We start from the raw sequence: 20,379 nt of genomic DNA, 5'->3' as shown, positions 1-20,379 counted from the left end.
GACATCCCACGATGGACGAGAACGCCCGTTACCAGGTCCTGCGCAACGACGAGGACCAGTACTCGCTCTGGCTGGCCGACCTGGCGATCCCGGCGGGCTGGCAAGCGGTCGGCAAGGAGGGCACCAAGCAGGAGTGCACCGACTACGTCGACGAGGTCTGGACCGACATGCGCCCGCGTAGCCTGCGCTCCTGACACCTCGCCGTGCCGCCGGCCTACCCATGGCCCAGGATGTGGTCGTGGACGAGATCGAGCTGCCGGGACCGGTGGCGTTCGTGCTGGGTGGCGGCGGCAGCCTCGGTGCGGGCCAGGTCGGGATGCTCCGGGCGCTCGCTGAGCGCTCGATCACACCCGACCTGGTCGTCGGCACCTCGGTCGGCTCGGTGAACGGGGCGTTGCTGGCGCTCGACCCGGAGCACGCGCCTGCCAGGCTCGAGGCGATCTGGCACCGGATGACCAGGGCGAAGGTGTTCCCCGGCGGGCCGCTGGCGCAGTTGCGCACCCTGCGCCAGCACCGCAACCACCTGTTCCGAACACCGGGCTGGCCGAGATCCTCGCGACCGAGCTCGAAGGCGTCGACGACTTCGCGAATCTGACGCTGCCGTTCGGCACGGTCGCGGTGGACGCGATCACCGGCAAGGCGGTCCTGATCAGCGAGGGCCCGCTGACCCCGGCGATCCTCGCGAGCAGTGCGATTCCGGGCATCTACCCGCCGGTGCACCACGACGGGCACGTGCTCTACGACGGGGGAGTGGTCGCCAACGTGCCGATCAGGCAAGCGCTTGCGCTGGGAGCGAAATCGGTCGTGGTCCTGGACTGCGCCTTCCCCGGCCACCTGCCGAGGGTGCCGGAGACACTGGCCGACGCGGTGTTGTTCTGGGCGACGTTGGCCATGCGCAACCAGGCCGAGCTGGAGTCCGAACGCGCGGCGGCCCACGTGCCGGTCCTCTACCTGCCCGGAGCGCCCGTGCGAGCCGTGACCCCGTTGGACTTCGGGCACACCGCGGAACTGATCGCGAACGCGTACACCGGATCCCGGAAGTTCCTGACCGAGATCACGATCACCGGCCCAGGGCTGTACGGGCCGGGATGAGCCGGTGTCACCGGGTCAGTGCCCGCTGCTATGCGGCAGGCGCCCGCAACCTCGGCACACCGCTCGGATTCTCGGCCCAACGCAGCAATCCGGTGATGTCGATGCCATAGGGTGGCTCAACCTCGTACGGCCAGATGTTGTTCACGCCGCGTTCAATCAACGCTTTGGCGCCGGCCTCGTTGCCGCGCGCGGCATGCGTCATCCCCACCGCGATCTGCGCCAATCCCCGCCACAACGCCCGCTCCGGCTCATCGGCCCCCTTCCACGCGTCCTCGAACACCTCATGCGCGTGAAAGGGTTTGCCCTCGTCAAGCAGGTGCTGCGCCTCGACCAGAGTCTGCTGGGGCGTCCGGCTGATGCCCTCCGGCTGCCGCTCGACCCCCTCGGTCCCGTACGGCAAAGGACGCCCCAAACCGTCCCTCGGCCTGGCGTTGCGTGCCCGTCCATCCGGATCCCGGTCTCGACCCATGCGTCAATTCTCTCATTGGCCGGTCGCGTTGCGTCCCACGCACTGAGAAGTCCACCGCCCGGCGCCGACGGCGGTCATCCTGGTGGCGCCATCTTATTGTGTGCCAACGCCAGGAGTGCTCATCATGTCCCTGACCGACGTCATCGAGGCGACGCGTGCGGCAGCCAGCGTCGACCCCAAGAATGTTGCCGTGCAGTTCAGCGTCGACCACGAGCACGTCGCGGGCACGGCCACCGTCGTCGACGTCAAGGTCCGTGACCACCAGTTCACTGTGGACGAGCCGGGTGCGCTCGGTGGCACCGACAAAGCGGCCAACCCGGTCGAGTACGCGCTCGCCTCGCTCGGCTCGTGCCAGGTGATCACCTACCGGTTCTGGGCCGCCAAGCTCGGCATCCCGCTGGACACCGTCAAGGTCACCGTCTCCGGCGACCTCGACCTGCACGGCTTCTTCGGCTTCGACGAGGCCGTACGCCCGGGTTTCGCGGGCGTCCAGGTCCAGGTGGAACTCTCCGGGCCCGCCGACCCGGCGAAGTACGAGGAGCTCAAGCAGCAGGTCGACGAGCACTGCCCGGTGCTCGACCTGTTCCGCAACCCCACGCCCACCTCGACCACCCTCGTGTAGCCACGATCACGTGTGTCAGGCATCGATCCAGGTGACCTGGAGTACGTCCACGCGGTCCTGATCAGCCAGCAGCAAGTAGACGATCAGGCCCTGGTTGCCGAAGACCAGCTGGTAAAGGCCGCCGGTCGGATTGGCGGTGTTGTGCGGGCTGCCTCGTTCCGGAACCAGAGCGAGTACCTCGAACGCCTCGGCCAATGCGGTGAGCGCTGGCGGTGGCAAAGCCGAGATCTGGATGCGTGCGGCATCGTCGATAACAAGCGCGTAGGCCATGAAGAAGGGAAGTCCTGACCTCAGGTCAACGAGATGTTCACAGACCGAGGTCTTTTTTGAGCTCAGTCCACGACACGCTGTCTGGCCGGGGCTGGCCGGTGCGCTGGATCTCGGCGGCGTCGTCGAGCATACGCCGCTGTGTGTCCGGATCCAGTTCGGTCAGCAGCGCCATCCTGCGCCACGTCCGCAGCACCTGGCGTAGTGCGTCCAGCTGTAAGGTCTGCCGGGCGGCCGTGAGCGCTGCGTCGTAGGCGGCATCGAACTCAGCCTTCTGCGCTGGAAGAAGTGCTGCACGGATCGCCTCGGGCGATGCGAACTTCGTCGCTGCTGTGTTGTCGCCTGCCCATTCAGGTGTCGGCTCCAGGACGTCCCCGTCCGTCCCGGCCACCGAGCGGTGGTGAGGCTCCGGGTAGCTCGCGGCGGAGGTCATGAGGCGACGATAGCGCCTCTCCCGGCACCACGCATCTACCATCCCTCAGCGCGACTCAGTGCCGTCTCGATGATCTCCAGTGCGGCGACGGCGGATTCCGGCGCCACCGGCACCGGGCCGCCGTCGCGCAGCGCCGACACCATCGCGGTGTAGAAGTACTGGTACGCGCCCGACTTGGTCGGCACGGGCGTGGTCTCGCCTGCCACGCCCAGCAGTCCCCATGCTTCCTCGGGCTCCTCGCCCCAGCCGGGCGTCCCGGGGCCCTCGCCCGCCTTCAGCGCCGCTTCCTGCACGTCCAGGCCGTACTTCGTGTACGCCGACGCCGAGCCGAGGACGCGGAAACGGGGGCCGGGCTGAGCGGCGAGGGTGCTGGAGGCCAGATGGGACAGTACGCCGTTCTCGTGGCGCAGTGCGAGGAAGAAGTCGTCGTCGACACGGACCCCGTCGCGCTGCTTGTTCACCTCCGCGTACACCGATCGCACCGAGCCGAAGAGCTGCAACGCCTGGTCGATCAAGTGCGCCCCCAGGTCGAAGAGGACGCCGCCTGCCTCCTCCCGGCCCGGCAGCTCCCGCCATCCCTGCCTCGGCGTGGGCCGCCAGCGGTCGAAGTGCGACTCGAACCGGTGCACCTGGCCCAACGCCCCGGACCGCACCAGATCCTTCACGGTCAGGAAATCACCGTCCCACCGGCGGTTCTGGAACACAGTGAGCGGCACGCCCCGCTCGGCGGCGAGATCGGTCAACGCACGGGCCTCGGCCACGGTCGGCGCGAACGGCTTGTCGACCACCACCGGCAGCCCGGCCTCGACCGCCTCGGTGGCCAGCGGGACGTGCGTGCGGTTCGGGGACGCGACCACGATCAGGTCGTGGTCCTCCCACAGTTGGTCGGGCCGGTCCAGCCTGCGCACCCCGTCGGGCACGGCACGGGACGTCACCACCGATCGCAAGGTCAACCCCGGGGTCGCGGTGATCAGCGGCGCGTGGAACACCGCGCCAGCCGTGCCGTATCCGATCAGTCCGACGCGCAAGCTCATGGTGCGAATCTAGCCACCCCGCCGGAGTGCTCTTGAGTCGCGGTCGTCGCTGATCGGTCCTACTCTGCGACTGTCCACACGGGAGGCCGGGATGGCAGAGGCTGAGGCCGCGACCGTCGGCCGCGGGGCGCGCAACGCGATCGTCGCGGCCATCATGCTCGGGATGCTGCTGGCGTCGCTCGACCAGACGATCGTGGCCACGGCGTTGCCGACGATCGTCGGGGACCTGGGTGGCGGGAACCACCTGTCCTGGGTGGTGACGGCGTACCTGCTGGCCGAGACGATCATGACGGCCCTCGTCGGCAAGTTCGGTGACCTCTACGGCCGCAAACGGATGTTCCTGGCCAGCGTCGTGCTGTTCATGATCGGTTCGTTCTTCGCCGGGTGGGCCGACTCGATGACCTGGCTGATCGCGTCACGGGCGGTGCAGGGCCTCGGCGCGGGTGGCCTGCTGGTGACGGCGACCGCGGTGATCGCCGACGTGGTGCCGCTGAGTGAACGCGGCAAGTACCAGGGTGCGCTGGCGTCGGTGTTCGGCGTGTCCACCGTGGTCGGGCCGTTGCTCGGCGGGTTGTTCGTCGACCACCTGAGCTGGCGGTGGGCGTTCTACATCAACCTGCCGCTCGGTGTGTTGGTGCTGGTCGTGGCGGTCGTGTCGATGCCGGCGGTCAAGGCGGCGCTGCGGCCGAGCATCGACTACCTGGGGATCCTGCTGATCGGCCTGGCGGCGTCCGGGCTGACCCTGGTGACCAGCTGGGGCGGGACGGAGTATCCGTGGGGTTCGCCGACGATCATCTGGATGGCGGTGGGCTCGGTCGTCGCACTGGTGCTCTTCGTGGTGGTGGAGACGCGGGCGGCGGAGCCGATGCTGCCGATGCGGCTGTTCCGCGACCCGGTGTTCACCGTGTCCAGTGTGCTCAGCTTCATCGTGGGCTTCGCGATGCTGGGCGGGGTGACGTACCTGCCGACATACCTGCAGTACGTCCAGGGCCAGTCCGCGACCGGCTCGGGTCTGCGGATGCTGCCGCTGGTCTGCGGGCTGCTGGTGGCGGCGATGGTGACAGGGCAGGTGATCAGCAAGACGGGGCGCTACAAGCTGTTCCCGGTGTTCGGGTCCCTGCTGATCTCCGGCGGGTTGGTGCTGTTGTCGCTGATGGAGGCGACCACGTCGTTCTGGACGGTCTCCGGTTACATGCTCGTCCTGGGCCTGGGCGTTGGCCTGGTGATGCCGGTACCGACAGTCGTCGTACAAAGCACAAGCGACTACGCGGACCTCGGCGTGGCAACCTCAGGCGTGAGCTTCCTACGAACACTGGGAAGCTCCTTCGGCGTGGCGATCTTCGGCACGATCTACGCCAACCAACTGCCGAAACACCTGACCCCGGTAACCCCTCCAGGACTCGACCCACGAGTGGTGGTGAACGTGAACGGAGTGCACGCCCTCCCGGAAGCGGTGAAAGGGCCGGTGATCCAAGCCTATGTGGACACCCTGCAGACGATGTTCCTGGCAGCGGCCCCAGTCGGCCTCCTCGCGTTCGTAGTGGCCCTGTTGCTGAAGGAAGTACCACTACGGGACACCGCACGAGTGGTCGCGTCGGGAAACAGCGGAGTGGGCGAAAGCTTCGCGCCACCGGCAACCAGCGACTCCAACGCGGAACTGGAAAAGCTGATCGCGGTCGTGGTGAGCAAACAGGACCACGACCCCCGCCCGGAGATGCTCGCGGCATCGGGAGTGCCGTTGAACTACGCACAGGCATGGATGCTCGTGAGGATCTTCAAGCACAGCGTCGACGACGGTGACGCAACCCTGCAGGAGATAGCCGACTACACGAAGGTACCCGCGGGGATCTTCCAACCCGTTGCCCGCCAACTGGTGGAGGTCGGATACGTGACAGAGGCGGAGGGCCACTACCGGTTCACACCAGCGGGAACCGAGGCGTTCGGACAACTGATCGGCGCTGCCCGTGCCTGGTTGTTGAGCAGACTGGCGGACTGGCACGAGGACGGCGACGAGAAGTTCGCCGTAGCCGTCAACGAAATGGCAGAGAAGCTCATCGCGAGCAGCCGTGACCTGGCAGGAGGACGGCACGCGGCCCGAGTATGACCAGCAGCGGATTCTCGCTGCCGCGCTCACTGTCCTGGACACCGCGACCACACCCGGCGCGGTCGCTCGGATCGCCGAGTCCTATCGGGGCTGATACAGGTCCCGCGCGATGATCGTCCGCTGGATCTCCGATGCGCCCTCGTAGATCCGTGGCGCGCGGACCTCGCGGTAGAGGTGTTCCAGCAGGTGTCCGCGCTGCAGGGCGCGGGCACCGTGGATCTGCACCGACGCGTCGACGACGTACTGCGCGGTCTCGGTCGCGAACAGCTTCGCCATCGCCGAACGCCCGGCGATCCGATCCGCGCCGGAGTCGTAGGCCTGAGCCGCCGAATACACCAGCAACCGCGCCGCCTCGGTACGAGTGGCCATCTCAGCCAATGTATGAGCGACGGTTTGCTGTTCTCGCAACGGCCCACCGAAAGCGACCCGGCTGTCGGCATGCGCAACCGCCGCGTCCAAAGCAGCCTGAGCCATCCCGACCGCGAAAGCGCCGACACTCGGCCGAAACAGGTCCAGCGTGCGCATAGCCACGCGGAAACCTTTGTTCTCCTCGCCCAAAAGCTCGTCACGGTGTACCGCGACGCCGTCGAACGTCAGGTGCCCGATGGGATGCGGGCTGACCATGTCCAGGTGTTCACCCGAAAGCCCGGCGCGATCCCCAGGCACGACGAAAGCACTGACCCCGCGCGCCCCTGTCTCCGCGGTCCGAGCGAACACAGTGTAGAAGTCGGCTTCCGGAGCGTTGGAGATCCAGATCTTCTCACCGGACAACCGCCAACCTGAGCCGTCAGGCACCGCCGTCAACCGCAACGCTGCCGCGTCCGAACCAGCTTCAGGCTCGGTCAACGCGAAAGCGGCGACCGCGTCACCGGAAGCGACCGCGGGAAGCCACCGTCCGACCTGACTGTCCTGACCGGACTGCAAGAGTGGATAAGTTCCCAGGCCCTGCAAAGCCAACGCTGTCTCGGCTTCAGTGCACTGAGTCGCCAGCGCCTCACGAAGCAGGCACAAGTCCAGAGCCGCCGCATCGCGAGCGGGCTTACCCGACTCGACTCCCGGGAACAGCCGGGCGAGCAGGCCGAGTTCACCGAGTGCCTTCACCAGTTCCCGGTTCACCGCCCCCGGTGTACCGGCTTCCGCCAGGGGGACGAGCCAGTCGGCCGCCAACGCCTTGACCTCGTCGGCGAACTCCCGTTGCTCGGCGGTCAGCATCGTCATCCCCTCCAACGCGCGTGCGCGGTGCCGGGTTCGCCGGACCGGATCAGGTCCAGGCGGGGTTTCGGGTCGTCGGTGCGGCCCGCTCGTGGCTTGCGGCTGCCCGCCGCGAACGGCTTCGGCCACTGGACACCGGTGTAGTCCTGGTCCGCGGCGGCGTGCAGTGTCCAGTGCGGATCGTAGAGGTGGGTCCGGCCCAGCGCGCACAGGTCCGCCCGGCCGGCCAGGATGATCGAATTCACGTCGTCGTACGACGAGATCGCGCCGACGGCGATCACGGCCACCCCGTACTTCCGGCCGACCTCGTTGCGGATCCGGTCGGCGTACGGCGTCTGGTAGCTGCGGCCGTACGCGGGTTTCTCCGTGCTCACCACCTGACCGGTCGACACGTCGACACCGTCCACACCGTGCTCGGCGAACGCCCGTGCGACGGCCACGGCGTCGTCCGAGTCGATTCCGCCGTCGTGCCAGTCGGTCGCGGAGATGCGGACGGTCATCGCGCCGGTCCACACGTCACGGATCGCGTCGAACACCTCAAGCGGGTAGCGCAGGCGGTTCTCCAAGCTGCCGCCGTACGCGTCGGTACGCTTGTTGGTCAACGGCGACAGGAACGACGACAGCAGGTAGCCGTGTGCGCAGTGCAGTTCGAGCAGATCGAACCCGGCGCGACCAGCCGACCGAGCCGAGGCCACGAACTGCGCCTTGATCTCCGCCATCTCGTCGAGCGCCAGTTCCCGTGGGACCTGGTTGGCCGCCGCGTACGGGATCGCCGACGGGCCGCAGACCTCCCAGTTGCCGTCGGGCAGCGGCTCGTCGATGCCTTCCCACATCAGCTTCGTCGAGCCCTTGCGACCCGAGTGGCCGAGTTGGATGCCGATCTTCGCCGACGAGCGGGCGTGCACGAAGTCGACCACGCGTTTCCATGATTCCTCGTGCTCCGGCCGGTACATCCCCGTGCAGCCCGGCGTGATCCGGCCCGTGTCGGACACGCACACCATCTCGGTCATCACCAGCCCGGCACCGCCGAGCGCCTTGCTGCCGAGGTGCACCAGGTGGAAATCGCCCGGTACGCCGTCGGTGGCGCTGTACATGTCCATCGGGGACACGACAACGCGGTTCGCCAGCTCCAGGTCTCCGATCCGGAACGGCTGGAACATCGGCGGCCGGACCGCGTCGAAGTCACGGGCGAACCAGGTGTCCAGGTCCGCCACGAACTCGGGGTCGCGCAACCGGAGGTTGTCGTACGTGACCCGGCGGCTGCGGGTGACGATGTTGAACGCGAACTGGTGCGGTTCCTGGTCGGCGTACTGGCCGATGTTCTCGAACCACTCAAGGCTGGCCTGCGCGGCGCGCTGTGTCGAGGTGACAACCGGGCGCCGCTCCTGCTCGTAGGCCGCCAGCGCCGACGGCACGTCCGGCTGCTCGTGCAGGCAGGCCGCCAGCGCGAGCGCGTCCTCCATGGCGAGCTTGGTTCCCGAGCCGATGGAGAAGTGCGCGGTGTGCGCCGCGTCGCCGATCAGCACGGTGTTCCCGTGCTGCCAGGTGGCGCAGCGGACGGTGGCGAAGTTCGTCCACTTGGAATTGTTCCCGACGACCGAGTGCCCGTCGAGGACGTCGGCGCACAGCGCGCGGATCTTCTCGATCGAGACCTCGTCGTTCTCGCCCGGCCTGAGCCCCGGCGCGGCCTCGAAGCCCGCGCGCTCCCACACGTCGTCGTGCATCTCCAGGATGAACGTGCTGGCGTCGCGGCTGTAGGGATAGCCGTGCACCTGCATGATCCCGGCCGGTGTGTCGAGGATGTGGAACTTGAACGCGTCGAACACCAGGTCCGTGCCGAGCCAGATGTACTTGCAGCGTCGCGTCTCCACCTTCGGCTTGAAGACGTCCGCGTGCTGCGCGCGGGTCGCGGAGTTGGCACCGTCCGAGGCGACCACTAGGTCGTAGCCGGTCAGGTCGGGTGCTTCGGTCCGGAAGTGGATCGTCACGCCGAGCTCAAGACACCGCTGCTGCAGGATGTCGAGCAACCGGCGCCTGCTCATCGCGGCGAAGCCGTGCCCGCCCGACGTGAACGTGGTGCCGCGGAAGTGCACGTCGATGTCGTCCCACCGCGCGAACTCCTCGCTCATCGCGGCGAAGACGGCCGTGTCGGCGTGTTCGATGCCGCCGAGGGTCTCGTCGGAGAACACCACGCCGAAGCCGAACGTGTCGTCCGGGGCGTTGCGCTCCCAGACGGTGATCTCGTGGCCAGGGTCGATGGCCTTGGTCAACGCGGCGAAGTAGAGCCCGCCGGGGCCGCCGCCCGCTACCGCGATTCGCACGCGCCCACCTCTTCTGTCGTGCGTCTTACGACCGTCAACGATACAACATATTGCGTCCTGTTGACGACCGTTACGAACATTTGGCACGCTGGCCCGGTGACGACTGGCTCTGCAACCATCAGGAACTGCCTGGTCACGGGCGCCAGCCGGGGGATGGGGAGCGTGATCGCGGGCAGGCTGTCGGCCGCCGGGCACCGCGTCGCACTCACCGCCCGCGGTGCGGACCAGCTCGCTGACGTGGCCGGGAAGCTGCCGGGGCCATCGCTGTGCCTGCCCGCCGACGCGACCGACCCCGTCGCCATGCGGACCGTCTTCTCGACGGTAGAAGAGACGTGGGGGTCGGTGGAAGTCCTCGTCCTCAACGCGGGCGCGGCGGTGGCGAAGCCGATCGTGAAAGTCACCGACGAGGAGTGGCTCGGCCAGTTGGACCTCAACCTCACCGCGCCCTTCCGGGCGATGCGCCGGGCGATCCCGGCGATGACCGCGAACAAGTGGGGCCGGATCGTGGTCATCGCGTCGATCGCGGGCCGGATCGGTGAGCCCAACCTCGCCGCGTACACCGCCAGCAAGCACGGGGTGATCGGCCTGGTCCGGGCCGCGGCCGCCGAACTGGCCAGGACCGGCGTGACCGTCAACGCGGTCTGCCCCGGCTACGTGGACACGCCGATGACCGACGGCTGGGTCGAGCGGATCTCCGAACGGACCGGCAAACCACCGGGGGACATCCGGGCCGAGCTCGAGCGCAAGCAGCCGATCAACCGGCTGATCACCGCGGACGAGGTGGCCGACGCGGTGGACCTCTGCGTGGCCAGTGCGGCCATCACCGGCCAGGCGATCAACGTCGACGGGGGAGCAGTGCACTCATGAGCGAGCGGGTCAACCCACCGGAGCTGGGCAAACCGTCCGGTTTCGCGCACGCCGTCGCGGTCGATCCCGCCAGATGCGAGCGCATCGTGTTCCTGGCCGGGCAGACCGCGCTCGACCGGGACAACAAGATCGTCGGTGACGGCGTCGTCGAGCAGTTCGAGCAGGCCCTCGGCAACCTGCTGACCGCGTTGCGCGCCGCGGGCGGACAGCCGGAAGACCTGGTCAGCGTCACGATCTACATCGTCGACATGGACGACTACAAGGCCAACGCCCGCAAGATCGGCGCGGTCTGGCGCGACCTGGTCGGCACCGAGTACCCGGCGATGGCGGGAATCGGCGTCAACCGGCTCTGGGACGTCGAAGCACTCGTCGAAGTCCAGGGCCACGCCGCGATCCCCAAACCATCCTCGTGAGTGCTAGGACGAGCCGAAGCAGACGAACGGCATCAGCGGCTGGGTGAGCGTCGCGTCGGCCAGCGCACGGGCCGGTCGGCGCCCCTGCACCAAACCTCGGTGGTACGCGGCCATCACGTCCACGGCCGCGTCGTCGTCGACCGATGCCACACTGGACACCACTGTCTTGGTTCCGCTGTACAACAACGCCGCTGTGAAACCCAGGATCTCGTCACCGTCGCGGACCACGGTCTGCCCCACGTCACACGACGACAGCACCACGTGCGCGGGAGCCGACCGGAGCTGGTGGATGTCGTAGGCCATCAGCGGCCCGTCGGTCAGGTCCAGCCGGGAGAACAGCACGTTTTCCCGCTCGTGGTGGCCGTGTGCCGCGAAATGGGCGGTGGTGCACCCGTCCAACGCGCGCAGTGCGGCCTCGACGGTGGCGTCCGGGCCGAGCAGGACGGCCCCGTCGCCGTAGATCTTGGCCAGCTGCAGCACTTCGTCGTTGGCGTGCGCCAGATCCGGCCCGGCCACGAGCAACCACCGCGACGGCTGCGCCAGTTCGGCGCCGCGACCGGACAACCACGTCGACGCGCTCGGCGACACCGTCACCGGGCGCCCAGCCATGTCCGGCAGCAAACCCCAGGGCACGGCGGACAACGCACTGGTCGGGACGATCACCACGTCGGAGTCGCCGAGCAACGGCCGGACCGGCCGGACCAGGTCGTCGGTCAGCGCCGCGAGCCTGCGCTGGATCGACGCCTTGATCACGCGGTCGAGCGCGGCGGGCAACTGCCGTCCGCATGACGCGTCCAAGTCGCTGTGCAGCTTGGCCAGCGACTCGGAAACCGTTGCCAGCGAACCCAAGGGGACCAGCCGGGCCCGTGCGGACGTGATCACCAGCGCCCAGAGCCTGTCGTCGTCGGACGCGTAACTGACCATGGTCGTGCCGCCCAACGCGGCTCGCACCTCGCTGAACGTCGCGTCGGCGGAATGTTCCCCGGTGCCTTCGGCGTGCCAGCCGCGTGCTCGGATCGCACGCTCCAGGTGGGCGCACCGGCGGCGGGCGTCGGCGTCCGGGGTGCCGGCCAGTTCCGCCGCCCGGACCTGGTGGGCCAGCTGGCGCAGTTCGGCGACCGCGTCGATGGTGCTGTCGTCGTCGGGCGGACGCACCTGCTGGAACCGGAACGCCTGCGCCCGTGACCGTTCCAACCAGCCGAAAACCACCGCGGGGGAACCGTTCGCCAACGCGGCGGCCAATCCGGTCCGCGCCAGCTCACGCCCCAGCGAAGTCGTACTCGTGCGCAGGTCCAGGCTGCCCGCGCGACCACGGTGGTCGCGCAGCAGTGCCAAGCCTGCTCGCGCGTGGGTGAAGACGGCCCGGCTGTCCCCCGTGGCCGCGCCGAGCTCGGCCAACGCCAGCCGGCGCGTCAACTTCGTCTCCAGCAACGACTTCGGGCCGCTGCGGGGCCGGATGTGCTGGAGTGCCTCATCGACACGGCCGCGCGCGAGATAGGCCCGCGCGGCCACCAGGTCGGCGGCCTCGGCGTCGTTGTCCAACCCCAGTTCGGCCAGTCGCGCCGCCAGGGTGGCCGCCCGCGTCCCGACGGCGCCCAACTGCCTGCCGCCCTGGAACTCCGCCCGCACCCTGGTCGCCGCCGCCACCGCGGCCCAGGCCTCGTTGCCCCTCCTTCGAAACCGCGTCTCCGCGCGGCTGGCCCACGTCTTGGCCGTTCTCAGGTCACCGGCCGCGAGCGCGACCTGTGCCCTGGTGAGCTGGGCCTCGGCGTGTTCCTGGTCCATCCGGGTGCGGGGGAAGCGGTCCAGCGCGAAGTCCAGTTCGGTCGCCGCGTCGCTGTGCAGTCCCGCGGCCAGCAACGCCCGCGCCCGTTCCACCGCGACCACCGGCAGCATCCCGTCCGCATGCGACTCGTACACCACCCGTGCCCGGTCGAAGTGGCGCAGCGCGGCGGGGATGTTCCCGGCCAGCAGCTGGCACGAGCCACGGCCGTGGATCGCCTTGGCGACCAGCCGGTCGAGACCGAGGTCCCGGGCGAGGCGTTCGCAGCGCTCCAGATCAGCCAGCGCCGCACCGACTCGGCCCGCGGTCTGGTGCAACAAGGCACGGTTGAGCAAGGTGCGCGCGAGCACGGTCGGGTCGCCGCGGAGCACCCCGATCGCCCGGTCGAGACAGCCCAGCGCGTCGTCCATCCGGCCGACCAGCATCAACAACAGGCCCCGCTGCTGAAGCAACAGGCCCTTGGTCGCAGGAGTGGCCAGCGCGTCGGCCCGGTCGAGCAGCAGGAACCCCTGCTCGGTGTTGCCGAGCGCGGCCTCGGCCGCGGCCAGGCTGTTGAGCAGCCGCACGTCGTCCGGCGCGATCCGCAGCCCGTCCCGGAACGCCGTCACCGCCAGCAACGGCCGCCCGCGGTTGAGCGCGTTGAGGCCACGCTGATGCAGGGCGCTTACCCGGTCAAGCCGCGTCACGCACCCCAGTATGGACGTGGATCTACAAGGAGATCGACGGTGTGGTGACCGTCCGGGTGGTGCCGGACGGCCGGACGATCAGCTGGACCAGGCCCGAGCACACCGGGTCGAGGACGAACCGTCCATCCTCATCGGACACCGTCGTGGCCGTGCCGCTGGCCGTGCGCAGTTCGATCGGGTGCCTGCCCGCGGGCGTCAGCCAGCCGTCCACGCGGATCGTGCCGTCCGGGTTCTGCCTGATGCTGACCATGATCGTGACTGTCTCGCTGTCGAACGTGATCAGCCTGGACTGTTCGTCGCCGCGGGCCGCGGCCGGTTGTGCCATCTCGGTCAGCCGCATCACCTCGAGGTCGACGTTCTCGAGGTCGATCGCGAACTTGATCCGGTCGAGCAGGTCGCCGGGAACCGGGTCGGCCTGGCGCCACATGTCGCCGACACCGGCCAGGATCATGTGGTCCAGCTCGTCGAGGGGCTCATCCGGTGAGGTCATTGCCAGCTCTCTTCGGCGAAATCGGCGGACAGCGCGTCGCGCAGCTTGGCCAGGCACCGGCCCCGGGTGGGGCCGATGCTGCCGCGGGGCATGTCGAGTGCCGCGCTGACGGTGTCGTAGTCGGGCCTGCGGGTGAACGCGATGATCCGCAGCAGCCGCTGGCAGCGGTCCGACAACGTGCTGACAGCGCGCCACAGCTGACGGGTGCGTTCGACCTCGACCCGGCGCTCCTCGGGCGTCGGGCCGTGGTCCGGCAACTCGGCGAACAGCACGTCCTTGGCAGGCAGCTCCATCCGGGAGGCGTTGCGCACGCGCCACGCCTCCCGCCGGGTCACGGTCACCAGCCAGCTGGTCAACGCCATCGGGCTGCGGATCTGGTCGAGCGCGCCGAGCAGCTTCAGCCACGCCGTCTGGACGATGTCGCTGCTGGTGTCCCGGTCGAGGCCCTGCGCGCGGGCCACCTGCCACAGCAGCGGGGTCAGCTCGTCGACCAGGCCGGCCAGGCTGCTGTGGTCGCCGTCGCGCGCCGCTTCGAGCAGATCCGCCATTCTGGCGTGGTGTAACGAGGTTTCCGGCATCATCCGCCGGCTTTCGTCAGCGCCGCCCACGCCCGTTTGACCGCCACCTTCCGGTCCACGCCCTTGAGCGCCAGCCCAGGGTCCTCCGCCGAGCACCTGATCATCGCGGCGGTGATCTCCGCCGCGGCCAGCGGTGCCGCGAACGACGTGCCGTCCCAGACCGCGAACCCGGCCCGGAAGTCGTCGGAGTCCAGTGCGCCCCGGCCGGTCGCGGGCATCAGGTTCGCGCTGATCGCGCCCTGCACGTCGGTCGGGAACGTGCTCACCACGCCCGCACCGGTCGCCCATGCCCTGACCCACGGCGCCTCGTTGCTGAACAGGGCCCGGGTCGTGCTCGGGTTCAACGCGCCGACGCTGACCACCTGCGGCGCGATGTCGGGGTTGCTCGGGCGTTCGGCGAGCGCCGCGGGGTAGAACCGCCTGCTGGTCGCGTCGTTGCCCGCGGCGGCGACCACCAGCACGCCCAGTTCGCGCAACTTGTCGATGGCTTCGGCGATCTGCCCGGTGAACGTGCTCGTCGACCCGGCCTCGTCGAAATATCCGAGTGACAACGACACCACGTCGACCATCCGCTCCGGGTCGTGCTCCTGCGCGTCCTGCACCCGCAGGATCAGTCCCCACAACGCTAGCAGGACGTCGCTCTCGTACGCGACGCCGTCGCTGTGCAGCACGCGGATGGCCAGGACGTTGGCCTCCGGGGCGCTTTGCCGGACGATCCCGGCGATGAACGTGCCGTGCCCGGTGTCGCGGTCGAGCATGCCGATCAGCGGGTTGTCGGTCACCGGCGCGTCCCAGTAGTCGAGCAGGACCTGCGTTGTCGTCGTCAGCGCGGCTTCCTCACCCTGTTTTCTGATCGCTTCCTGCAGTTCGGGGAAGACGCTCAGGAAACCGCCCGCCGGCGGCGGTGCCGTGCGGTCGGGCAGGTCGAACCACGGGTGCGGGCCGATCCCACTGTCCACAACGGCGACGACGGGTCTGCGGTCCAACGTGCCGCGCGGCGGTGCGGGAGCGGCCAGCGCCACCGGGATACGGCCGGTGGTACCGCCACGCGCGTAGCCGGAGCCCGGGGTGCCGCTGGCTTCCCACGGCGCGCCGCCGGCCCCGCTGGCCTCCCACGGCGTTCCTCCGATGTCGACAGTGCCGACCAGCAGGTGGTCGACTGACAGCTGGTCCACAAGGTCCTTGGGCAGTTTGCCGTTCAGCGCGGCCACCCGCAGGTGTTGCAACGCGTGCCAGCAGTCCAGCTGGGCCGGTTTCCCCACTTCACCGGTCACGCGCATCGGCACGGGTCGCGGCAGCCGGTCGAGCCGCTCGGTGAGGTTGTCCTGGCGGCGCGGCGGGACCATCTCGACGCCGAGTTCGCTCAGCACGCCGTTGAAGGCCGCCACCACCTTGGGGTCCCGCGCCAGTTCGTTCGGCACCAGCATCGTGGCCGCGCGGTACACAGTGGACCGCGGCGGCGGGTACGGTCCGCCCGCGACCAGGGCGTTGGCCGGGTGCAGCACACGGGCACCGTGCCGTTCCAGCAGCTGCTGGGGTACTTCCGGCACCGCGGTTCGATCATCGTCACCGGACTGCTCGGCCGGCTTCGGGACGAACTTGACCACCATTCGCTCTCCCCTTCGGATCGCTCTGGTACCACAGGTGCGCCTGACCTGCGTGCCAGATACGTCCCTTCGGGTCACGAAGACGTTACGGCGTGCCTTTCGGCAGGTCGGGCCCATTGCGCCTGAAGAGTGAAGAAGAGGTCGGCCGCGCGGATGCCGACCCAGTTGTCCGGCAACAGTTCGGCGGGCAGCCCCGGGTCGAGGTACGGCAGCCTGCGCCAGTCGGTCAGCAGGCGCACGTACTTCACGAACGCGCTCCGGTCGTCCTGATCGTCGGCCGGGGCGTCCTCGGCGGGGCCGTGCGCTCCGACGAACTCGGCGTAGAGCCGTTCCAGTTGGTCGAGGTCCCACCAGCGGCGGACCTTCTCGGCCAGGTCGCCGAACGCGAGGTGCTGGCCGTGGAACAGGTCCGCGTAGCCGTTCAAGTCCAAGCGGCGCAGCATGTCCTCGGTCGCGCCGGACAGGTGCGCGGGCGCGATCCACACACCAGGCGCGGTCGTGCCGAACCCCAGACGGGTCAGCTGGGTGCGCAACGTGTGCCGCTTGTTGCGTTCGGACTCGGGCACGGAGAACACCGCGAGCAGCCAGCCGTCGGCGAGGGTGGCCCGGTCCTGGTTGAAGATCCGCCTGTCGCCTTCCTTGAGGATGGCGAGGCCCTCCTCGGACAGCTCGTAACCGGCCGCGCCGCCCTGGCGCCGGGGCCTCAGCATGCCCCTGCGCTTGAGCCGGGAGATCGACGACCGCACCGCGGCCTGGTCGACGCCCAGATCCGCCATCAGGCTGATCAGGCGCGCCACCGACATCCAGCCGCCCTCGCCGCGCGCGTACAGGCCGTACACCGTGACGATGAGGTGCCGCGGCTGGGCTGATTCCATGGCGACCGTCACGGATAGACAATAACGCCCTTTGTGGATCGTTATCGGGGGATGGGGATCGTGGCGTCGCGGTCGCGCGGGTAGCCGATCTCGTCGGCCAGGTCGTTGGGCAGCGACGCGCGGTCCAGACCGACCCGCAGCAGCAACTCCCGGATCTGCTGCGGTTTCGCGCGCGTCAGGATGTCGATGATCCCCGCCCGCAACCGGCCCAGCCGCCGGACGAACTGCTGCACGTCCTGCTCCCGCCCGGCACGCAGCGCCCCGTAGCTCTCCTTGTACGCACGGGCCCACGTGGTCAGTTGCACCAGGTCGAGCAACGTGGTGCCTTTGCTCTCCCGTTTGATGTCGATGAACTCGCTGCCGTCCAGCACCGGGTGCGGCCAGCCCAGGTGGTAGTCCGCGCCGGACTTGGTGCTGTAGCCCCAGATGAACACCTCGCGGTGCTCCGGCATGGTGCGCACCACGATCGAGGAGTCCGGCAGGCCGAACGCCTTGGCGATCACGTCTGCCGCGTCGATCACAGTCGCCGCGCGCTGCCCGTCGGCCAGCCGCACGTGCCCGCACCAGCCCTGGGGCGTGACCAGCGGGTCGAGCGCCGAACCGGGCAACGGCCCGTCGGCGACGGCGATGGCGTTGTCCCACGTCTCCCGCAACGCCGCGCACTCCTGCCGGTACGTGCTGTCCTCCACGTCCGCGATTATGCCGGTCTGGCAGGCGGTGGCAGGTGCGCGGTGTCCGGGAAGATCGACAACGCCCGCAGCGCCGGCACCAGGACGTTGCGTCCTGACACCGCCGTTCAGGTCAACGCGTTACATCTTTCGGGCGGCTTTCCGGATCGCCTGCCTGATCCGGAAGTACGTACCGCACCGGCAGACGTTCTCGATCCTGTCGATGTCCGCGTCGGTCGGGTTCGGTGTGCGCTTGAGCAACGCCACCGCCGCCATGATCTGACCCGGCTGGCAGTACCCGCACTGCGCCACGTCCTGTTCCAGCCACGCTTCCTGCACCGGGTGCAGGTCCTCGCCGTCGGCGAGGCCTTCGATCGTGGTGACCTCCTTGCCCGCGGCCTGCGCGGCCGGGACGACACACGGCTGGATCTCGTCGCCGTCCAGGTGGCTCGTGCAGGCGCGGCAGACGCCGATGCCGCAGCCGAACTTCGGACCCTTGACGCCCAGCTTGTCGCGCAACACCCACAGCAGCGGCATGTCCGCGGGCACGTCGATGCTGACCGGCTTCCCGTTGACGGAGAAGGTGTACGTAGGCACTGTCGTTCTCCTAGCGGGGGAAGGGGTCGAAGTCGACCGGGAAGGTGATCGGGAAGCTGCGGGGTTTGATCCCGGTCGCCCGCGCGTAGGCGTTGGCGATCGCGCCGACCGCCGCGGGCACACCGAGTTCACCCGCGCCGCCGGGCTCGCCGTTGGCGGGCATCACGTGGATCTCCACCTGTGTCGGGGAATCCTTCTGCCGCGCGTAGTGGAACTGGGAGTAGCTGCCTTCCAGCGGCAGGCCCTTGTCGATGTGCAGGCCCGCGCGCAGGGTCGTGGAGATCGCGTCGGTCAGGCCGCCGAGCATCTGCGCCCGCACTCCGAGCGGGTTGATCGGCCTGCCGACGTCCACCGCGATGACCGCCTTGACCACCCTGGGTTTCCCCGGATCGCGAGCGTCCACTTCGACCAGACAAGCCGTGCAGGACTTGTACTCGTCGTGGAACGCGACACCCTGCGCGAAGCCCTTCGGCATGGTCCGGCCCCAGTCGCCCGCCGACGCGACCTTGTCGAGCACCGCGCGTTGCCGGTCGGATTTCAGCGACTCCCGGCGGAACGCGACCGGGTCCTTGCCGAGTTTCGCGGCCACCTCGTCGACCATGATCTCCTCGGCGCCCCGCGTGTTGGCCGAGTACACCGACCGCCAGCTGCCGGTGTGCATCCGCAGCGGGACCTCGTTGAGCACCTGCGTGACCACGCCGAAGTCGTACGGGACCTTCACCGTTGTCAGGAACACCGTCTCGGCGAACCCGAGGTTGCCCGCCACCGGCAGGTGTGCGGCGGTGGCGGTGAGGATCTCGCCGAGGCCGTGCCGGAAGTCGGTCTCCACCGACGCCACGCGGTGCTCGAACGTCAGCACCCGGCCGAGCGCGAAAGTGGCGCGGATCTTGTGGTGGCTCGCCGCACGGGCCCGGCCGTGCCGCATGTCGTCCACGCGGGTCCACATCAGCTTGACCGGCCTGCGCATGGTCTTGGAGATCTGTGCGGCTTCGAGCGCGGCGTCGAAGAACAGCCTGCGGCCGAACGAACCGCCGCCCTGGGTGACGTGCACGGTGACCTTGTCCTGCGGCAGGCCGAGCGCGGCCGCGATGGTCTGCTTGGCCACGATCGGCGACTTCAGGCCCGCCCAGATCTCCGCGCGGTCCGCGCGCACGTCCGCGATCGCCGAGTTGGTCTCCATCGGCGCGTGGCTGACGAACGCGAAGTCGAACTCGCCGTCCACGTGTCGCGTCAGCAGCGGCGGGACGACGAACGGCAACGCCGCCGCGCGCAGCTTGGCCTTGATGTCCGGGTCGGACAGGTCGTCGACAGTGCCCTTGTTCCACGTCACCCTGAGCGCGTCCTTGGCGGCGATGGCCTGGCCGAACGTCTCCGCCATGACCGCGACACCCGTGGGTACCACCGCGATCGCGAGCACGCCGGGCATCGCCTTGGCCACCGAGTCGTCCACCGTCCGCACCGAGCCGTTGATCGTCGGCGGCCTGCGCACGACCGTCGGCATCGCGCCGGGCACGTCGAGGTCCATGGTGTACTTTAGCTGCCCGGTGACCATCGCCCGAGCGTCTACTCTGGACTGTTCGGTGCCGACGACCCGGTGGTGTGCTTCGGGTTTGGGCTCAGCGGTGACCGCCGCGGTCGAGCGCGCCGCTGTGGCCGTGAGCTCGCCGAACGAGATTTCCCGGCCGTCCGGTGCGTGTACCGCGCCGTTCTTCGTGGTCAGCTCGGCCGTCCGGAGATTCCACTCCTCGCCGGCCGCCGCGACCAGCCGGGCGCGTGCGGCCGCCGCCGTGCGCCGGACCGGCCCGTACAGTGAGCGGATCGTGTTGGAGCCGCCGGTCAACTGGTTGAACAACAGCTCCGGGCGCGCGTCCGAGAGTGACACGCGGACGTTGGCGACGGGCACGTCCATCTCCTCGGCGACCAGCATCGCCACCGCCGTGGTGATGCCCTGGCCCACCTCCGCGCGCGGCAGTCGGAAGTGCACCGCGCCTTCCGGCGTCACCTCGAGGACGAGCATGTTCGACGTGGGCGTGCCCGCGAGGATGAGGACGTCGCCGAGGTCCACGATGTCCGCGGGCGCGGGCAGGCTCGGCAGCGCCGCTTCGGCGGACATGTCCGTGGCGAGGGTCAAGGTCGGCGCGGCGACAAGGAAGGTGAGGAATCCGCGCCTGGTGGTGGGGGTGGCCATCGGAGCCCCTTTCCGGGGTGGGGAACCGACATCACCATAAGGAGCGTTCTGCCCGTATTCAACGTTCCGTAAC

At 69.1% G+C, this 20,379-nt stretch carries 22 protein-coding genes; 8 read left to right on the top strand and 14 right to left on the bottom strand.

From position 1 onward, the window contains the following. Positions 1–11 precede the first annotated feature (11 nt). From ALI144C_RS05480 to ALI144C_RS58900, 3 genes are read left to right on the top strand one after another with little or no spacing between them, the layout of a single operon-like run. A complete protein-coding gene (locus ALI144C_RS05480; RefSeq protein ID WP_076985905.1) occupies positions 12–194 on the top strand; it encodes an MbtH family protein in 183 nt (60 codons plus the stop codon). 44 nt (positions 195–238) lie between these two features. Then, positions 239–595 carry a patatin-like phospholipase family protein gene (locus ALI144C_RS58905; RefSeq protein ID WP_441297534.1) on the top strand — a complete coding sequence of 119 codons (357 nt, stop codon included), beginning with the start codon at positions 239–241 and terminating at the stop codon, positions 593–595. A gap of 23 nt (positions 596–618) precedes the next feature. Continuing rightward, complete coding sequence (locus tag ALI144C_RS58900) at positions 619–1,092, top strand: patatin-like phospholipase family protein (RefSeq protein WP_441297533.1); 474 nt, start codon at positions 619–621, stop codon at positions 1,090–1,092. A 28-nt stretch (positions 1,093–1,120) separates the two neighbouring features. Here ALI144C_RS58900 and ALI144C_RS05470 read toward each other — a convergent pair whose 3' ends face one another. Beyond that, positions 1,121–1,561: a DUF309 domain-containing protein gene (locus tag ALI144C_RS05470; protein ID WP_076985904.1), complete on the bottom strand. Its 441-nt coding sequence runs from the start codon at positions 1,559–1,561 to the stop codon at positions 1,121–1,123. Positions 1,562–1,685: 124 nt separating this feature from the next. On the opposite strand from ALI144C_RS05470, the gene ALI144C_RS05465 reads away from it, so the two are divergent. Continuing rightward, a complete protein-coding gene (locus tag ALI144C_RS05465) occupies positions 1,686–2,183 on the top strand; it encodes an OsmC family protein (protein WP_076985903.1) in 498 nt (165 codons plus the stop codon). A 15-nt stretch (positions 2,184–2,198) separates the two neighbouring features. On the opposite strand, the gene ALI144C_RS05460 is transcribed toward ALI144C_RS05465, so the two are convergent. Genes ALI144C_RS05460 through ALI144C_RS05450 form a run of 3 tightly spaced genes read right to left on the bottom strand, consistent with a single transcriptional unit; the run spans position 2,199 to position 3,917 of the window. After that, positions 2,199–2,453, bottom strand: a complete 255-nt coding sequence (locus ALI144C_RS05460) for a hypothetical protein (RefSeq protein WP_076985902.1) — start codon at positions 2,451–2,453, stop codon at positions 2,199–2,201. 37 nt (positions 2,454–2,490) lie between these two features. Then, on the bottom strand, positions 2,491–2,883 hold the full coding sequence (locus ALI144C_RS05455; protein ID WP_083752740.1) for a DUF6247 family protein: 393 nt from the start codon (positions 2,881–2,883) through the stop codon (positions 2,491–2,493). Positions 2,884–2,918: 35 nt separating this feature from the next. After that, entirely contained in the window at positions 2,919–3,917 is a 999-nt protein-coding gene (locus ALI144C_RS05450) for a Gfo/Idh/MocA family protein (RefSeq protein ID WP_076985901.1), read from the bottom strand. 91 nt (positions 3,918–4,008) lie between these two features. Between ALI144C_RS05450 and ALI144C_RS05445 the strand changes: the two genes are divergently transcribed. After that, positions 4,009–6,021, top strand: a complete 2,013-nt coding sequence (locus ALI144C_RS05445) for an MDR family MFS transporter (protein WP_076985900.1) — start codon at positions 4,009–4,011, stop codon at positions 6,019–6,021. Further along, a complete protein-coding gene (locus tag ALI144C_RS58340; protein WP_269086653.1) occupies positions 5,984–6,115 on the top strand; it encodes a hypothetical protein in 132 nt (43 codons plus the stop codon). The genes ALI144C_RS05445 and ALI144C_RS58340 overlap by 38 nt, the downstream gene beginning before the upstream one ends. On the opposite strand, the gene ALI144C_RS05440 is transcribed toward ALI144C_RS58340, so the two are convergent. Both ALI144C_RS05440 and ALI144C_RS05435 read right to left on the bottom strand, forming a co-directional pair. Next, positions 6,103–7,239, bottom strand: a complete 1,137-nt coding sequence (locus ALI144C_RS05440) for an acyl-CoA dehydrogenase family protein (RefSeq protein ID WP_076985899.1) — start codon at positions 7,237–7,239, stop codon at positions 6,103–6,105. The genes ALI144C_RS58340 and ALI144C_RS05440 overlap by 13 nt on opposite strands. After that, entirely contained in the window at positions 7,236–9,554 is a 2,319-nt protein-coding gene (locus ALI144C_RS05435) for a bifunctional salicylyl-CoA 5-hydroxylase/oxidoreductase (RefSeq protein ID WP_076985898.1), read from the bottom strand. The genes ALI144C_RS05440 and ALI144C_RS05435 overlap by 4 nt, the downstream gene beginning before the upstream one ends. A gap of 96 nt (positions 9,555–9,650) precedes the next feature. On the opposite strand from ALI144C_RS05435, the gene ALI144C_RS05430 reads away from it, so the two are divergent. Further along, complete coding sequence (locus ALI144C_RS05430; protein WP_237773997.1) at positions 9,651–10,421, top strand: SDR family NAD(P)-dependent oxidoreductase; 771 nt, start codon at positions 9,651–9,653, stop codon at positions 10,419–10,421. Beyond that, entirely contained in the window at positions 10,418–10,834 is a 417-nt protein-coding gene (locus tag ALI144C_RS05425) for a RidA family protein (protein ID WP_076985897.1), read from the top strand. The genes ALI144C_RS05430 and ALI144C_RS05425 overlap by 4 nt, the downstream gene beginning before the upstream one ends. A 3-nt stretch (positions 10,835–10,837) precedes the next feature. Here the strand turns inward: ALI144C_RS05425 and ALI144C_RS05420 are convergent, their stop codons facing one another. The 8 genes from ALI144C_RS05420 to ALI144C_RS05385 all read right to left on the bottom strand — a co-directional run bounded on the left by ALI144C_RS05420 (position 10,838) and on the right by ALI144C_RS05385 (position 20,306). After that, positions 10,838–13,303: a CHAT domain-containing protein gene (locus ALI144C_RS05420; RefSeq protein ID WP_237773996.1), complete on the bottom strand. Its 2,466-nt coding sequence runs from the start codon at positions 13,301–13,303 to the stop codon at positions 10,838–10,840. 22 nt (positions 13,304–13,325) lie between these two features. Beyond that, positions 13,326–13,793: a hypothetical protein gene (locus ALI144C_RS05415; protein WP_076985895.1), complete on the bottom strand. Its 468-nt coding sequence runs from the start codon at positions 13,791–13,793 to the stop codon at positions 13,326–13,328. Further along, the gene (locus tag ALI144C_RS05410; protein WP_237773995.1) at positions 13,790–14,341 is read right to left on the bottom strand and encodes an RNA polymerase sigma factor; all 552 of its coding nucleotides are present in this window, start codon (positions 14,339–14,341) and stop codon (positions 13,790–13,792) included. Before ALI144C_RS05410 ends, ALI144C_RS05415 begins: the two co-directional genes overlap by 4 nt. 29 nt (positions 14,342–14,370) lie before the next feature. After that, complete coding sequence (locus tag ALI144C_RS05405; protein ID WP_076985894.1) at positions 14,371–15,981, bottom strand: S8 family serine peptidase; 1,611 nt, start codon at positions 15,979–15,981, stop codon at positions 14,371–14,373. Positions 15,982–16,052: 71 nt separating this feature from the next. Further along, positions 16,053–16,853, bottom strand: a complete 801-nt coding sequence (locus ALI144C_RS05400; RefSeq protein ID WP_076985987.1) for a PaaX family transcriptional regulator — start codon at positions 16,851–16,853, stop codon at positions 16,053–16,055. Positions 16,854–16,894: 41 nt separating this feature from the next. Next, entirely contained in the window at positions 16,895–17,542 is a 648-nt protein-coding gene (locus tag ALI144C_RS05395) for a hypothetical protein (protein ID WP_076985893.1), read from the bottom strand. Between the two features lie 120 nt (positions 17,543–17,662). Beyond that, positions 17,663–18,118: a (2Fe-2S)-binding protein gene (locus ALI144C_RS05390; protein ID WP_076985892.1), complete on the bottom strand. Its 456-nt coding sequence runs from the start codon at positions 18,116–18,118 to the stop codon at positions 17,663–17,665. 10 nt (positions 18,119–18,128) lie between these two features. Continuing rightward, the gene (locus ALI144C_RS05385; RefSeq protein ID WP_076985891.1) at positions 18,129–20,306 is read right to left on the bottom strand and encodes a xanthine dehydrogenase family protein molybdopterin-binding subunit; all 2,178 of its coding nucleotides are present in this window, start codon (positions 20,304–20,306) and stop codon (positions 18,129–18,131) included. Positions 20,307–20,379: the final 73 nt, after the last annotated feature.

This window comes from Actinosynnema sp. ALI-1.44 (assembly GCF_001984155.1).
GTDB lineage: Bacteria > Actinomycetota > Actinomycetes > Mycobacteriales > Pseudonocardiaceae > Kibdelosporangium.
This window is presented reverse-complemented; position numbering and strand designations above follow the sequence as displayed.

Coding starts and splice junctions, on each gene's coding strand:
- ALI144C_RS05480 (WP_076985905.1), top strand. CDS start 12: ATGGACGAGAACGCCCGTTACCAGGTCCTGCGCAACGACGAGGACCAG.
- ALI144C_RS05470 (WP_076985904.1), bottom strand. CDS start 1,561: ATGGGTCGAGACCGGGATCCGGATGGACGGGCACGCAACGCCAGGCCG.
- ALI144C_RS05465 (WP_076985903.1), top strand. CDS start 1,686: ATGTCCCTGACCGACGTCATCGAGGCGACGCGTGCGGCAGCCAGCGTC.
- ALI144C_RS05460 (WP_076985902.1), bottom strand. CDS start 2,453: ATGGCCTACGCGCTTGTTATCGACGATGCCGCACGCATCCAGATCTCG.
- ALI144C_RS05455 (WP_083752740.1), bottom strand. CDS start 2,883: ATGACCTCCGCCGCGAGCTACCCGGAGCCTCACCACCGCTCGGTGGCC.
- ALI144C_RS05450 (WP_076985901.1), bottom strand. CDS start 3,917: ATGAGCTTGCGCGTCGGACTGATCGGATACGGCACGGCTGGCGCGGTG.
- ALI144C_RS05445 (WP_076985900.1), top strand. CDS start 4,009: ATGGCAGAGGCTGAGGCCGCGACCGTCGGCCGCGGGGCGCGCAACGCG.
- ALI144C_RS05440 (WP_076985899.1), bottom strand. CDS start 7,239: ATGACGATGCTGACCGCCGAGCAACGGGAGTTCGCCGACGAGGTCAAG.
- ALI144C_RS05425 (WP_076985897.1), top strand. CDS start 10,418: ATGAGCGAGCGGGTCAACCCACCGGAGCTGGGCAAACCGTCCGGTTTC.
- ALI144C_RS05415 (WP_076985895.1), bottom strand. CDS start 13,793: ATGACCTCACCGGATGAGCCCCTCGACGAGCTGGACCACATGATCCTG.
- ALI144C_RS05410 (WP_237773995.1), bottom strand. CDS start 14,341: ATGGCGGATCTGCTCGAAGCGGCGCGCGACGGCGACCACAGCAGCCTG.
- ALI144C_RS05405 (WP_076985894.1), bottom strand. CDS start 15,981: ATGGTGGTCAAGTTCGTCCCGAAGCCGGCCGAGCAGTCCGGTGACGAT.
- ALI144C_RS05400 (WP_076985987.1), bottom strand. CDS start 16,853: ATGGAATCAGCCCAGCCGCGGCACCTCATCGTCACGGTGTACGGCCTG.
- ALI144C_RS05385 (WP_076985891.1), bottom strand. CDS start 20,306: ATGGCCACCCCCACCACCAGGCGCGGATTCCTCACCTTCCTTGTCGCC.